The organism is Sporosarcina sp. CAU 1771, from assembly GCF_054482775.1.
This window is the reverse complement of the sequence record NZ_JBTLRN010000014.1, coordinates 30,157-44,543: the sequence shown is the minus strand read 5'-3', so window position 1 is coordinate 44,543 and position 14,387 is coordinate 30,157. Positions and strand designations below refer to the sequence as shown.

14 protein-coding genes and 1 other annotated feature are annotated in these 14,387 nt (G+C 39.5%); all 14 genes read right to left on the bottom strand.

Features of this window, described 5'->3' with window-relative positions; translation table 11 throughout:
- Positions 1-26: 26 nt before the first annotated feature.
- Complete coding sequence (gene mtnN, locus ACXYMX_RS10675) at positions 27-719, bottom strand: 5'-methylthioadenosine/S-adenosylhomocysteine nucleosidase (protein WP_459044215.1); 693 nt, start codon at positions 717-719, stop codon at positions 27-29.
- A gap of 22 nt (positions 720-741) precedes the next feature.
- Positions 742-1,443 carry a YrrS family protein gene (locus ACXYMX_RS10670; RefSeq protein WP_459044214.1) on the bottom strand — a complete coding sequence of 234 codons (702 nt, stop codon included), beginning with the start codon at positions 1,441-1,443 and terminating at the stop codon, positions 742-744.
- A gap of 120 nt (positions 1,444-1,563) precedes the next feature.
- Positions 1,564-2,040, bottom strand: a complete 477-nt coding sequence (gene greA, locus ACXYMX_RS10665; protein WP_459044213.1) for a transcription elongation factor GreA — start codon at positions 2,038-2,040, stop codon at positions 1,564-1,566.
- A gap of 78 nt (positions 2,041-2,118) precedes the next feature.
- A complete protein-coding gene (gene udk / locus ACXYMX_RS10660) occupies positions 2,119-2,781 on the bottom strand; it encodes a uridine kinase (RefSeq protein ID WP_459044212.1) in 663 nt (220 codons plus the stop codon).
- Positions 2,782-2,825: 44 nt separating this feature from the next.
- A complete protein-coding gene (locus ACXYMX_RS10655) occupies positions 2,826-3,455 on the bottom strand; it encodes an O-methyltransferase (RefSeq protein WP_459044211.1) in 630 nt (209 codons plus the stop codon).
- Between the two features lie 39 nt (positions 3,456-3,494).
- Positions 3,495-4,619, bottom strand: a complete 1,125-nt coding sequence (gene mltG, locus ACXYMX_RS10650) for an endolytic transglycosylase MltG (protein WP_459044210.1) — start codon at positions 4,617-4,619, stop codon at positions 3,495-3,497.
- 206 nt (positions 4,620-4,825) lie between these two features.
- Positions 4,826-5,116: a DUF1292 domain-containing protein gene (locus ACXYMX_RS10645; RefSeq protein WP_459044209.1), complete on the bottom strand. Its 291-nt coding sequence runs from the start codon at positions 5,114-5,116 to the stop codon at positions 4,826-4,828.
- Positions 5,117-5,126: 10 nt separating this feature from the next.
- Positions 5,127-5,546, bottom strand: a complete 420-nt coding sequence (gene ruvX, locus ACXYMX_RS10640) for a Holliday junction resolvase RuvX (RefSeq protein WP_459044208.1) — start codon at positions 5,544-5,546, stop codon at positions 5,127-5,129.
- Positions 5,543-5,815: an IreB family regulatory phosphoprotein gene (locus tag ACXYMX_RS10635; protein ID WP_459044207.1), complete on the bottom strand. Its 273-nt coding sequence runs from the start codon at positions 5,813-5,815 to the stop codon at positions 5,543-5,545. Before ACXYMX_RS10635 ends, ruvX begins: the two co-directional genes overlap by 4 nt.
- A 121-nt stretch (positions 5,816-5,936) precedes the next feature.
- Complete coding sequence (gene alaS / locus ACXYMX_RS10630) at positions 5,937-8,570, bottom strand: alanine--tRNA ligase (RefSeq protein ID WP_459044206.1); 2,634 nt, start codon at positions 8,568-8,570, stop codon at positions 5,937-5,939.
- Positions 8,571-8,617: 47 nt separating this feature from the next.
- Positions 8,618-8,822, bottom strand: a binding site (T-box leader).
- A 40-nt stretch (positions 8,823-8,862) separates the two neighbouring features.
- Positions 8,863-11,289, bottom strand: coding sequence for an SF1B family DNA helicase RecD2 (recD2, locus tag ACXYMX_RS10625; RefSeq protein ID WP_459044205.1), 2,427 nt, complete (start codon positions 11,287-11,289; stop codon positions 8,863-8,865).
- 13 nt (positions 11,290-11,302) lie between these two features.
- Complete coding sequence (locus tag ACXYMX_RS10620; RefSeq protein WP_459044204.1) at positions 11,303-11,959, bottom strand: tetratricopeptide repeat protein; 657 nt, start codon at positions 11,957-11,959, stop codon at positions 11,303-11,305.
- Positions 11,960-11,972: 13 nt separating this feature from the next.
- Entirely contained in the window at positions 11,973-13,094 is a 1,122-nt protein-coding gene (mnmA, locus tag ACXYMX_RS10615; RefSeq protein ID WP_459044203.1) for a tRNA 2-thiouridine(34) synthase MnmA, read from the bottom strand.
- A 35-nt stretch (positions 13,095-13,129) separates the two neighbouring features.
- Positions 13,130-14,272 (bottom strand): cysteine desulfurase family protein, encoded by a 1,143-nt coding sequence (locus ACXYMX_RS10610; protein WP_459044202.1) that lies wholly within the window; start codon positions 14,270-14,272, stop codon positions 13,130-13,132.
- Positions 14,273-14,387: the final 115 nt, after the last annotated feature.

Sequence of the window (14,387 nt, the reverse complement as noted above, 5' to 3'; positions counted from 1 at the left end):
ATTTCCTTCAGCGAAAAGTTGTTCCGTTACAATTTCGCGATAACTCGTAGAACAATGTCTGTTGAGTGCCTTGCTGCGACTGGCAAGAATTCATCAAAACTAATGGACGATTCTTTCCCAGCAATGTCCGATAATGCTCGTATCACAACGAACGGAGTATTGAACTGATGGCATACTTGTGCAACCGCCGCAGCTTCCATTTCTGCAGCGATCATTGTTGGAAATAACTCTTTCACTTGCGCAACATAGTCTGGATCATTCATAAATGAGTCTCCTGAAGCGATTAACCCTTTCGCATATGGATGCTCCCCAATTTCCTCAACAGCTGTAAGAGCAAGTTGTACAAGCCGCTCATCTGCTTTAAATGCTGCTGGCTGTCCAGGTACTTGTCCAGGTTCATAATTAAATACAGTCACGTCAACATCATGGTGTCGAACCTCATCTGAAATGACAACGGTTCCCACTTCCAATGTTTCTAAAAAACCACCGGCTGATCCCGTGTTTAAAACCACGTCTGGTTGATAGGTTTGTAAAAGAAGAGTTGTAGCCATGGCAGCATTTACTTTACCTATGCCACTTTTAACTAAAATTACTTCATGCAACCCTATATTGCCTTTAATTAACTCACAATTTGCGATAATGTTTTCTTCAGCAGAACTAATTTCGTTGCGAAGTAACTCAACTTCTTCTTCCATTGCGCCAATAACTGCTATCCTCATCTTTTTTTGCCTCCAGCTTGTTTTAATAATCAAAATCGAGTGTTGTTAATACATCTACTTTTACTGGCCTCCATCCTTGCCCATCTATCCAATCGATATATACCCGATATTTTTCAGAAGTCCCTTTCACGTCAATGATCCCAATGGATTTACGTGGACTTCCTCCATTTTTAACTTTCCAGTAGTTTAATGAATCTTCCGATTGACCAACTGCATAGGCAATCGCTTTTTTCTTTTCCAAAAAGTCCATCGATTTCGCATTATAGCTAGAGACATGCTCTCCTGCTTGTTCTGTCCCTATCGCTTGCCAACTTGAGTTAGAAATCGTTTCAGAAACTACATCGTCATCTGTACGTTCGATTTCTACACTAGCCGAATCATCCGGTTTTTCAAGTTCTTCTTGAACCACTTCTTGATTGTCTTCGATGACTTCTGGTTCTTCTATTTCGACAGTGTCATCCTTTTCAGGTGTCTCTTTTTTGTTGTCCTGTTCAACAGAATCAGATTCCTCGTCTTGATCCACAACATCTTCATCTTCTGTAATACGATCTTCTATCTTTTTATCATTCGCTTGCTCTTCATCATCATTTCCCCAAAAAATAATGGTGGCTGTAAGAACGATTAGTAACGCAACAAGGGCGATCAAGAAATTCAAGAGTTTGTCCTTCCGTTTGCGGCCTTGTCTTCGAGTTTGTCTTGAAAAGTCCATTTCCGGTTTACTCATTTCATACTCAGCTCCTGCTTTGTCTTTTTCGGTCTTCCTATATTCATTAGGACGAGCAAAAAGTAAATTTGTTTCCTATGTAGAAAAACCGCCCTCAATTGAAGGCGGCTATCTTAGTAATCATTTAATCTCGAGAATGGTAACCGACATATCTCCACCAGGGGTATTAATTTTCACTTCTTCACCTTTTGAACGCCCCAACAGACCTTTTGCAATCGGAGAATCATTTGAAATTAACCCTTCCATCGGATTCGCCTCTGCTGAACCAACAATCGTGTATGTCTCCTCATCACCATCGGGAAGCTCTTTAAATGTAACCGTTTTCCCTAGTCGGACCTCATCTGTGTTTAGTTCATCTTCTGCGATAATTACAGAATTACGAATCATTCCTTCAAGGGATGAAATTTTACCTTCTAGAAATGCTTGATCTTCTTTCGCTGAATCGTACTCAGAGTTTTCCGATAGGTCTCCATAACTACGCGCTATTTTGATTCGTTCAACAATCTCTGGTCGTTTTACAATTTTCAAGTGGTTCAATTCTTCTTCTAGTTTTTCTTTACCTGCTGCTGTCATTGGAAACTTTTTTTCACTAATCATATCCATCGCTCCTTATTATACTAATCATAAAAATACTATGTCGCTTTGGACCTTCATATGCAACATAGCGTTTAATTTCTATTGATTTATGTCATCATCATAGTATAGTTCCGTTCCATTTTCAAGAATTGTTTTTATTTTCGTAACCATTAGATCAATTGCAACCTCATTATGACCGCCTTCAGGAATAATAATATCAGCATACCTTTTGGTCGGTTCGATGAATTGGTTATGCATTGGACGAACTACCGTTAAATATTGGTCTACGACAGAGTCTATAGACCTTTCACGCTCATTTATATCTCTCAAAATCCGACGAATTATACGTAAATCGGCGTCCGTATCGACAAATAATTTAATGTCCATTAACTCTCTAAGCCGTTCGTCTTCCAAGACTAGAATACCTTCCAAAATAATTACATCTTTTGGCTCTATCAACACAGTTTCGTCTGAACGAGTATGTATCGTATAATCATAAACTGGTTTTTCTACCGCTTGGCGATTAAGTAACATTTGTAGATGGCTAATAAGTAAATCTGTATCGAATGCTAATGGATGATCATAGTTCGTTAAAAGGCGTTGTTCAAAATTAAGATGTGATTGATCTTTATAATAAAAATCCTGCTCAATAACAACAACAGATCGCTCTTTAAACACATCATATATCGATTTCGTAACACTAGTCTTTCCTGAACCAGATCCACCAGCGATTCCAATAATGAGTGGTTTTCTAGTTTCCATTATTGACGCCTCCACAAGATTATTTCAATTAAGAAATATCAATTTCATTTTTTTGTTGCGATTAACATACCATCACCAATAGGCAACAACACCGCTTCGTAATCCGGATGCTCCATTACCCACCTAGTAAATTCTTTTATATTTCGAACCATCGTTCGACTTCGCCTAGGGATATCTAGATCTTCCTGCAAAACCATACCATTCATAAACATATTATCGCAATAAATAACTCCTCCAGGAGCAAGAACCGCTGCGTATTTCTCGAAAAAACGCATATATTGCCCTTTTGCAGCATCGATAAATATGGCATTAAAAGATTCTTTTCCTAATTGGCTCATATCTAAATCGAGTGCATCGGCTTCAATGATCTGTATGCGATCAGTTAATTCACCACGGTCAATGTAATCAACGGCTTTTTTGTATCGTTCAGAATCTCTTTCTACAGTTACAACTGAAACATTTGGAAGCCCCTTTGCCATTCGAATAGCTGAATAGCCAATCGCACTTCCTATTTCAAGAATACGCTCAGGTTTTTGAATTCGAAGTAAGCCTATTAATGCATCGATAGCGAGTCGATCCATTATAGGGACCCAATGTTTTTCAGCATAGTTTTCCATTTCTTTAATAAACAAATCTTTTTCTTCTTTATATCCATTTATATAGTTAATGTACATAGCTTTTACTATCAACTCCTGCTTTAAAAACACGCATCATTATTTTAAATACTTCTCAATGTTGCTTAAATGTTCATCATAAGTTATCGCGTAATACGGGTTCCCATCTTTTCCAGCTATAAAATAAAAGTAAGGCGTATCTTCCGGATCTAACACTGCCTCGATCGATGTTTTCCCTGAATTGGCAATCGGTCCAGGAGGCAATCCAACATTCTTATACGTATTATACGCATCATCAATTTCAAGATCCGAGAATAATGTAGTCTCTAGATGCACTTGATGAGCGTAGGCAACTGTAGGGTCTGTTTGTAGAGGCATCGCTGGGTTTTTGTCCATACGGTTGTGGAAGACACTTGCGATGGCACCACGTTCAGTCTGCGATGTCGCTTCTTTTTCAATTAATGATGCAAATGTTAATAACCAGTGCACCGACTTCCCGTCCTCCTCTAAAGTGTTTAGATGAGGTCTAACATTAGCAATTGTTGCTTCCAACATATCGCTAACAATTGTATTCAATGTCGGCTTTTCTTCATAAAAAGGATAGGTTGCAGGGAAAAGGTACCCCTCCAATGCAAACTTAATTTGTTCGCCCTTGACTTCCTCAGTTAAAAGACTCGGGTACTTAGCAATAAAGTTATCAATATTTTGTACATCTGTGACAAAATCCATAAATTCGTCTTGAGACGTGCCTGTTCTTTTTTCAACAATAACTGCAATTTCTTTCAGGTTGAGACCTTCTGGAATCGTCATCGTAAATACCGGTTCTCTGTATAGTTTACCGGTTTTTAAAGTCTGGATCAGTTCATCCATTGTCATTGCTTTCGTTAAATCATATGTACCCGCTTGAAAATCAGATTCATTATTAAATTTGGCGTAGTATTTGAATAGTTTAGCGTCTTTAATAATTCCATTTTCCTCAAGTTTCGAAGAGATTGTATTCAAGCCTGAACCAATCGGAATTTCCACTACTGTAACTTCTTCTGAATTTGGATCTACCGGCTGTAAACCTTCTGTGATGTACTTATAAGCAGATCTTCCACCAATTAAACCTACAATAAGAACGATTAATGTGATAACAAAAACGATTCGACGAACAATTTTTACTTCTTTCTTCTTTTCACGCATTCGATTAAACATTATTTGTTTTTTTCCACCTTTATCCAAGCGAAATACACCTCTTTCAAAAAAGTACTTAATAAAAAGAGCGAAAGTGCCCCATGTATAAAAGTATAAAATATCGAAGATTTAGGAGATACGTGATTTTACCCTGCTTTAATCATTATTGAAACCTTTATTACACCAATGCAATAGCGGTTAGACAATGAAAAAGACGAAATGGTTGTGCACCATTTCGTCCGTGTGCGTATTTTTTACTCTTCGTCTTCTTCTGCTAGGAATGTGTTTAACATTTCTTCGATCATTTCCCACTCTTCATCGTCTTCAATCGGCATTAGTTCGCCGTCTTGATTGTCTTCTGAAGGCATAAATGCTGATGCATGAATTTCAATTTCTTCATCGTCATCTTCTTTTTCATCGCCTAAAATATGATAAAGAACGTATGACTTGCCATACTCCTCTGATTCAAATGTAAAAATCACTTCACATACGTGCTCTGCGCCATTCTCATCTACGATTGTCATTGTTTCTTGTCCGTGGTCCATTCTATTCACCTCATCTATTTTTTAAATCAAGATACCCTTGAAGGATCATGATTGCCGCCATTTTATCAATTACGGCCTTTCTTTTCTTTCGACTTACATCTGCCTGAATCAATGTTTTCTCAGCAGCCATTGTCGTAAGTCTTTCATCCCAAAGTGTCACAGGGAGATTGAATTTCTCTTTAAGAAGTTCAGCATATTCCTCGGAAGCAATACCCCTTGGTCCTATAGTATTATTCATGTTTTTCGGATAACCGACAACAAATCCGCTCACTTCATACTCAGAGACTAGTTCGTTAATTCTTGTCATCCCAAAATTCTCGATCGATTCATCAATCTTAATCGTTTCGATACCTTGAGCAGTCCACCCAAGTGCATCACTGATTGCTACTCCGACCGTTTTAGAACCAACGTCCAAACCCATTATTCTCAACCAATTTTACCTCCGTTTTCACGGACATAAAACTTCACAAGCTCTTCAAGGATTTCATCCCTCTCCAGCTTACGGATTAGATTACGAGCATCTTCATGACGAGGAATGTATGCAGGGTCACCAGAGAGAAGATAACCAACAATTTGATTGATTGGATTGTAGCCTTTCTCGTCTAGTGCTTTGTGCACATGAAGCATAACCTGCTTCACTTCTTGTTCCATCGATTCTTCTGGAAAATTGAACTTCATCGTCTTGTCGTGTGAATCCATTAGCGATACCCCGCTTTCTTATTTCCCGGCCCACATTACCGAAAATATAACAATTTTATTATACCCGATAAGTGATATCGTATCAAATAAGCCATCCCTTAAATTTAGTGATGTGATGGGCTTAAACAGATTTTACATAATCATACACTGATTGCAGGGCATCATCAAGTTTTGCAACATTTTTCGCACCTGCCATAGCCATATCAGGTCGACCTCCGCCTTTTCCATCGCATTGCACCGCTACATGATTGACGATCTTACCTGCATGATAGTTCCCTGTTTTCAAATCTTCTGTAACTCCTGAAATGAGAAGTACTTTTCCATTTGAAGCAGCACCTAAAACAATAACACCTTTAGACACTTTTTGCTTCATTTCATCCATCATTTGACGAAGAGCATTATTGTCTTTTACATCGACACGTGCTGAAATAACCGTAACGTCTTCAATTTGCTGTGCCGTAGCAAGTAAGTCAGTCAATTGACTATTGCCAAGCTTTGAAGAAAGTGACTCATTTTCGCGTTGCAATTCTTTCATATCGGATAACACAGAACCTATTTTCGCAACCAGTTCTTTTGTATTCGACTTAACGAGTGCTGCTGCTTGCTCGAGGACTAATTCTTCCTCTTTAAAGTAACGATAAGCTCCTTTACCTGTTAACGCTTCTATACGACGTGTACCTGCGCCTATTCCAGTTTCTGAAACAAGTTTAAACAAACCGATATTTGACGTCGATTCGACATGACATCCGCCGCACAGTTCGATTGAATAGTCATTAATCGACACAACTCGAACAACATCGCCATATTTCTCACCAAACAAAGCCATGGCTCCCATTTCCTTTGCTTCTGCAATCGGTTTTTCATCAATTACAACTGAGATATCATCCCAAATTCGTTCGTTCACAAGTTGTTCAATCTTTTCCAATTCTTCTTTTGTTACTTGTCCAAAATGTGAAAAGTCAAAACGTAAACGGTCGGGGCCAACGTAGGATCCTGCCTGGTTCACATGTTCCCCAAGCACTTCTTTCAATGCTTTGTGAAGAAGATGTGTCGCCGTATGGTTTTTAACTGTTAATGTTCTATCGCCGGAGTCGACTTCTGCAATTACAGTACCTGATTTAGTTAGTTCCCCAGAACGAACAACAGCAGTGTGTAAATTTTGTCCATTTGGCGCTTTTTGAACGTGTTTGACATCTGCTAGGAATGCATCGTTTGAAATCGTTCCTTTGTCAGCTACTTGTCCACCACTTTCAGCGTAAAACGGTGTCTTATCAAGGATGAACTGAACTTCATCACCTTCCGAAGCACTTTCTACTTCATGACCGTCTTGCAATAACGTAACGATTGTTGCTTCACCCTGAAGGTTTTCATACCCGATAAATTCACTTGAAACATGAATTTCACCGAGTACACCTGATTGAACATGCATTGAGTCAACATCTTGACGAGCAGCGCGTGCACGTTTTCGTTGGCTTTCCATTTCTTCATTGAAACCTTGGCGATCCACTGTAAAACCAGCTTCTTCTGCAAATTCTTCTGTTAACTCAAACGGGAAGCCATATGTGTCATAAAGACGAAATGCTTCTTCACCCGAAACGACGGATGATTTCTGAGATTTTGCTTTTTCAAAGACACTTGATAGCAATGTCATACCATCTGAAAGTGTTTCGTGGAAACGCTCCTCTTCATTTTTGATTACTTTCATGATAAATTCATGTTTAGCAGACACTTCAGGATAAAAGTCTTCCATAATCTTTCCTGTTATTGGGACTAGATTGTACATAAATGGACGGTTAATCCCTAATTTCATCGCAAATCGTATGGCTCTACGAAGCAATCTTCTTAATACATACCCGCGACCTTCATTTGATGGAAGCGCTCCATCACCTATAGAGAATGCAACTGTACGTATATGATCTGCGATGACTTTAAATGCCATATCTTTGTCTGGGTTCTTGCCATATTTCTCGCCTGATACCGTTTCAATTTCACCAATAATCGGCATGAATAAGTCGGTATCGTAATTTGTTGGTACATCTTGAATAACAGACGCCATTCGCTCAAGACCCATTCCTGTATCAATGTTCTTTTTCGGAAGTGGTGTATACGTATGGTCTGGATTGTGATTAAATTCCGAGAATACAAGGTTCCAAATCTCTAAGTAGCGCTCATTTTCTCCACCAGGATAAAGTTCTGGATCTGAAAAATCATCCCCATATTCAGGTCCTCTATCATAGAAGATTTCTGAGTTCGGACCACTTGGACCTTCCCCGATATCCCAGAAGTTTCCTTCAAGTCGAATGATACGTTCTTCAGGAAGTTGAATTTTATCTCTCCATATTGCATAAGCTTCCTCGTCTTCTGGATGAACAGTTACCGATAAAAGCACCGGATTGAAGGCAATCCACTTTTCATTTGTAAGAAAGTCCCATGCCCGTATAATAGCTTCTTCTTTGAAGTAATCTCCGATTGAAAAGTTCCCTAACATTTCAAAGAACGTGTGGTGACGTGCTGTCTTACCAACGTTTTCGATGTCGTTTGTACGAATTGACTTTTGCGCATTCACAATACGTGGGTTTTCAGGCACAACACGACCGTCGAAATACTTTTTAAGTGTGGCTACTCCACTGTTAATCCAAAGTAGAGAAGCGTCATCGATTGGTACAAGTGGTGCAGACGGTTCGATGCTGTGGCCATTTTCTTTAAAATACTGTAAAAATAACGAACGAATTTCAGATGATGATAATTTTTTCATGTGATTTCCTCCTCTAATAAAAAACAAAAAATCCCCGCCCCATGTATACAAGGGGCGAAGATTTACTTTCGCGGTACCACCCTAATTACCAAACAAAAAATAGTTGGTATCTCTGGTTGCCTTAACGCGGCGGACGGCAGTGTTAACTGCACTCGGGAGTAGCTTTCAGCATGCATTCACGGAAACCCTTTCAGCCTAGGGGCTTCTTTCTGTACGTGTCAATATACTTACTTTCTCCGTCAACGTTTTACATTAATGATTACAAGGATTATAAGAAAATTTAGCGTTGCTGTCAATCAGAAGCTTCAAAAAATGTATAAGGTGTAATTCCATCCATTCCAATTAAGGGATCAATCGTTATAAAATTCTCTGCTGTAAGTTCATAAACAGCTGGAGTAGTTTGATTTTTCTTAGGAACACTTGTCTCCACATCTTTTTCAGCAGCAGGTTCAGAATCCGCTTCAATCTCGATAACCTCGCCATTCAAACGCTCTTTCAATGTCGTCTGTCTCGCTAATTCATCTGATCGTGAAATACCTGCTTTAAATTCCCCTGGTTCGCCGCATAAAATTAGAAAGTTCTTTGCGCGTGTAATACCTGTATACAAAAGATTTCTCTTCAACATTTTACGGTGGCCACGAACGATTGGCATGATCACAATGGGAAATTCACTGCCTTGCGATTTATGGATGGAACAGCAATAAGAAAGCGTAATTTGATTTAAGTCGCTACGTTCATAGGTTACCTCGATACCGTCATAAGAGACAACTAGTTGCTCTTTTTTATCAACGGTTTCTTTCGCTTTAAAAATCGCAATAACTTCCCCCATATCGCCATTAAACACATTACTTTCAGGTTGATTTACCAATTGAAGTACTTTATCACCAATTCGGTAAACTGTATCACCAAACGTAACTTCTTTTCGATTCGGACCTGGTGGATTAACCAATGCTTGAATCATAGTATTAAGACCATCGATTCCAGCTGGACCTCTGTACATTGGGGCCAGCACTTGTATTTCTTTAATGTGATGGCCTTTTGAAATTGCGTTTTTCACAACTTGCTCTACAACTTCAAGAATTTGGTTGCTTCCGGCCTTAACAAAGGAACGATCTGATGTTTTTGTAAATAATTCATCGGACCATTCAGAACGCTTAATCATATGAGCCATATCAATAATAGTAGATCCTGCACTCTGTCTATATATTTTCGTTAATTCAATAACGGGTATTTTCCCAGAGTCGAGCATATCCTTCAAAACTTGACCGGGTCCAACAGATGGTAGCTGATCTTGGTCACCTACAAATAATATTTGAATATCATTAGGCAGAGCTTTCAACAGTTGATGGCCTAACCACGTATCCACCATGGACATTTCATCGATGATAACGAGTCGCCCTTCGATTTCACGTTCGGTCTCCTCATCTTTTTCCTGTCCAGTAAAGCCAAGCAGCCTATGAATGGTCATTGCAGGCAATCCAGTTGATTCTGACATTCGTTTGGCGGCACGCCCGGTTGGTGCAGCTAATATAATCGGAAACTTTTCTTGTTTCTTGGCGTATTCCGCAGGATCCAACGGGAAGCCATGTAATTCAGCAAACACTTCAACAAACCCTCTAATAACAGTAGTTTTCCCAGTACCGGGTCCACCGGTAAGAATCATAGCAGGTGAATGAAGCGCCGTTTCAATTGCTGATACTTGCGTTTCAGCGTAATTTACTTCCAAACGTTCTTCTACTTCGCCTATTGCTTTCCGAATTTCAGAAACAGGAAACTGGTCATCCAGTTCATTTTCCAAAATACGGCTGATTTTTGCAGCAAACCCTAATTCAGAAAAATAAAGCGATGGCATGTAAAGTCGTTGCCCTTCTGCCGACAGCTTGCTTTCTTCTACCAATTGAATAATTGCCTCCGAAATACTATTGAACGGAATTTCTACCGATTGACTCGTTTCTAAAAGACGTTTAGCCTCTGGGAGTAGAAACTCACCTTCTAAATAGACATGTCCTTCCGATTGCACTGCTTGATTCATCGAGTGGAGAATTGCAGCCTTGATTCTAGATGGATGATCCCCTGTAATTCCTAAGTGCTTTCCTAATTCGTCCGCACGTTGAAATCCAACGCCTTCGATTTCCTCAATGAGTCGATAGGGGTTTTTAGTTAAAATAGATAAGGCTTCCTCTTTGTATGCTTGATAAATACGCATAGCAATTTGCGGGCCAAAACCCCATTCATTCAACTGGATAATTGTTCGCTCTAATCCCATATTTTGTTCAAGTACAGAGACCAGCGTTTCTTTACGTTCATCAGAAAGCCTCGGAACAGTGTCCAAAACAGATGGATCATCTAATATTTTCTGGATTGCTTCGTTTCCAAGTGTTTTTACAATCGTTTGGGCTGTTTTCATCCCAATTCCAGGAAATAAATCTCCGGATAAATAATGAATAAGTCCCGTTTCTGTGGCGGGCATTTCTTTCGCAAACGTATGTACATCAAACTGCGCACCATATGTCGGATGTTTGACTAGACGACCTGTAAATTTATAGTCATCGTCAGGGGAAAGTTGTGGAAAATTCCCCTTCACGATAATCTCCTTATCATCATACCCACTATTCGTTTCCCGAATTTTTAACTTAGCGATTGTAAAAAGATTGTCGGGATTATGGAAGATCGTCACAACAGGTCTGCCAAGCAGAAATATCTCTTCTAATTCTTCCATAGTCAACTCCCCCTTATTCGCTTTGTAAAATCATATCGTGAATATATCTCGCTTGCTCATAATCAGGCTCTAAAGTAAAAGCTTGTTTTAAATGCATTAACGCTACATCTTTTTTGTCCGTAGATACAGCATACAGGAAACCTAAATTGTAATGGGCATCCGCATTCGTTTCATCTTTTTCTATAATAAAGCGAAATTCGTTTTCAGCTTCCGTAAATAGTTCAAGATTCGCTAGACTAATTCCGAAAGACAACCTGATTTCTAAGTCCTCTGGTGAGAGTTCTGCTGCCCGCTGAAAATAAGGCAATGCCAACTTCGCCTTATCCATACGCTCTAAGCTTTTTGCAAGCATAAAATGCGCATCCGCCTGGTCTACCCCTTTACGAATCGCTTGCTCGTATAACTTAGCCGCTTCTTTATAGCGTTCATTATTAAAATAAAGGTTGGCTAGTCCGTAATAGGCAGTTCCTGCTTCAGGATCTAAAACGATGGCCTGTTGGAAAAATGGTTCTCCCTTTTCTGCGTCACCAAGCGAAGCAAAGACATTTCCTAGATTAATATAACCGACTGCATCATTTGGGACTTCCTCGATCGCTTTCATAAAGGCTTCAACAGCTTTTTCATATTCACCTTTTTGTAAAGCCGCAATTCCTACTTCATTATGTTTCATATCTTCATTCCCCTTACCCTACGTAATCAAGTTGCTTACCGTTTTTAATCACCGTATCAATCGTGCCTCCGCCTAGACATTCTGCGCCATCATAAAAGACGACCGCTTGGCCAGGAGTAATCGCACGGACAGGCTCTTCGAAATGAACGATTGCCGTATCCTCACCTGTTAATTCAACTGTGACTTCTGTGTCAGGTTGACGATAACGGAATTTCGCCGTACAAGTAAACGTTTTTTGCATTTTGCGAGCAGTTGAAAAGCTCACATCAATTGCCGTTAAACTATCGGAATAAAGAGCATCGTTATGAAAGTTTTGACCTACGAGAAGGACATTCTTTTTTAGGTCCTTTCCAATGACAAACCATGGATCTCCAGCTCCGCCAATTCCAAGACCATGCCGCTGCCCGATTGTATAATACATAAGACCGTCATGGTTCCCCATCGATTCTCCGTTCATTGTCTTCATTTCACCAGGTTGAGCAGGTAAATACTGCCCAAGAAAATCTTTAAAATTACGCTCACCAATAAAACAGATGCCTGTCGAATCTTTCTTTGTCGCGGTTGAAAGTCCTGCTTCTAAAGCCAATTCGCGAACGACATCTTTATCTAAATGACCAATCGGGAACATTACTTTTTGCAGCATGTCTTGCGTCAATTGATTGAGAAAATAGGTTTGGTCTTTATTTTCATCTTTTCCTCGATGCATTGCGACGCCGCCTTCAACAGGAACGACTTGTGCGTAATGTCCAGTTGCAAGATAATCCGCACCTAAACTCATGGCATGTTCCATAAACGCTTTAAATTTAATCTCTTTATTGCACATTACGTCAGGATTCGGCGTTCTTCCAGCTTTATATTCCTCTAGGAAATAAGTAAACACTTTATCCCAGTATTGTTTCTCGAAATTGACGGCATAATAAGGGATTCCGATATCATTACATACGTTAATCACGTCTTCATAATCTTCTGTAGCTGTACAAACACCGAACTCATCTGTGTCATCCCAATTTTTCATAAATATCCCAATCACGTCATACCCTTGTTCTTTTAACAAAAGTGCTGCTACTGACGAATCGACTCCGCCGGACATTCCAACGACGACGCGTGTTTCTGATGGTGCTTTTGTTTTATTCATAATTTTCATCCTCATTTTCGAACGATAAGTATCGCTTATTTCACAAGTCTATTGACAATTTCAGCCGTCTTCTGTGCAGCTTCTTTAATTTGATCTTGATTGAGTCCATATCCAAAACTAAATCGGACTGAATTCCGTAGTTGTGGTGCTCCATTACCGTACATTGCTAAAAGAACATGAGACGGTTCCAATGAGCCTGCAGTACACGCTGATCCACTCGAAACACATATCCCTGCCATATCTAAATTAACTAAAAAGGATTCAATGTCCGTTCCAGGGAAGCTGACGTTTATAATATGTGGCAGTTTCTCGGCATTCGTTACGTTAAATTGAAATTGAATCTCTTCTTTTTCAAAAACAGTTGATAGGATTTGTTCAAACTCTTTATATAGTAACGTATTTTCATTCATTGTACGTTCTGCGATGCTCACCGCCTCAGAAAATGCAACAAGTGCGGGAACGTTTTCGGTTCCAGCACGACGCTTTCTCTCTTGTTCACCGCCATGCGAAATGACGGCAGTTTCAATACCTTTACGCTGATATAAAAAGCCAACGCCTTTAGGTCCATTTAATTTATGAGATGAAACCGAAAGTAAATCTACCCCAAGTTTCTCTACATCCAACGGTATGATACCGTATGCTTGTACAGCGTCTGTATGAAAAATTGCTTGGTGGTCTTTTACGATTTCACCGATTTCTTGGATTGGTTGAATCGTACCTACCTCATTATTTCCAAGCATAATTGTTACAAGTATTGTCTGTTCAGTCATTGCTTCTTGAACTTGCTTCGCAGAAATTTGACCGTTTTCATTTACTTCCAAATAGGTGACATCAAATCCGTCTAATTCGAGTTGTTTACATGAATTAAGGATGGCATGATGTTCGATATTCGTTGTAATGATATGATTGCCCTTTTCTTTCATTGAAGCAGTTGTACCAAATACTGCAAGATTATCAGCCTCGGTACCTCCCGACGTGAAAATAATCTCCGTTGGTGAAGCATTAATGGACTCCGCCATCACTTTACGCGCAACGTCCAACCATTTGCGCGCTTCTCTTCCATAACTATGGATGCTAGAAGGATTTCCATAAAGGTCGCCTAAGAGAGCTGTATACTTTGAAATGACAGCTGGATGCACTGGTGTTGTCGCTGCATGATCTAAATAAATTGTTGTCATATTAAAACCCCTTTAAATGTAAGCTCTGTTAAATAATAATGTTGATAATACTTCGTACACAATAGTGCTGGAGTGAGCGCATCTAACACGTTGATTTCCGTTTCAGACCCGAAAA

Excerpts from the sequence above, each read along its gene's own strand:
- alaS (WP_459044206.1), bottom strand. The coding sequence starts at position 8,570 with ATGAAAAAATTATCATCATCTGAAATTCGTTCGTTATTTTTACAGTAT.
- ACXYMX_RS10635 (WP_459044207.1), bottom strand. The coding sequence starts at position 5,815 with ATGGATTCACACGACAAGACGATGAAGTTCAATTTTCCAGAAGAATCG.
- ACXYMX_RS10620 (WP_459044204.1), bottom strand. The coding sequence starts at position 11,959 with ATGAAACATAATGAAGTAGGAATTGCGGCTTTACAAAAAGGTGAATAT.
- ACXYMX_RS10655 (WP_459044211.1), bottom strand. The coding sequence starts at position 3,455 with ATGTACATTAACTATATAAATGGATATAAAGAAGAAAAAGATTTGTTT.
- mnmA (WP_459044203.1), bottom strand. The coding sequence starts at position 13,094 with ATGAATAAAACAAAAGCACCATCAGAAACACGCGTCGTCGTTGGAATG.
- recD2 (WP_459044205.1), bottom strand. The coding sequence starts at position 11,289 with ATGGAAGAATTAGAAGAGATATTTCTGCTTGGCAGACCTGTTGTGACG.
- greA (WP_459044213.1), bottom strand. The coding sequence starts at position 2,040 with ATGATTAGTGAAAAAAAGTTTCCAATGACAGCAGCAGGTAAAGAAAAA.
- ACXYMX_RS10645 (WP_459044209.1), bottom strand. The coding sequence starts at position 5,116 with ATGGACCACGGACAAGAAACAATGACAATCGTAGATGAGAATGGCGCA.
- ACXYMX_RS10670 (WP_459044214.1), bottom strand. The coding sequence starts at position 1,443 with ATGAGTAAACCGGAAATGGACTTTTCAAGACAAACTCGAAGACAAGGC.
- udk (WP_459044212.1), bottom strand. The coding sequence starts at position 2,781 with ATGGAAACTAGAAAACCACTCATTATTGGAATCGCTGGTGGATCTGGT.
- ACXYMX_RS10610 (WP_459044202.1), bottom strand. The coding sequence starts at position 14,272 with ATGACAACAATTTATTTAGATCATGCAGCGACAACACCAGTGCATCCA.
- mtnN (WP_459044215.1), bottom strand. The coding sequence starts at position 719 with ATGAGGATAGCAGTTATTGGCGCAATGGAAGAAGAAGTTGAGTTACTT.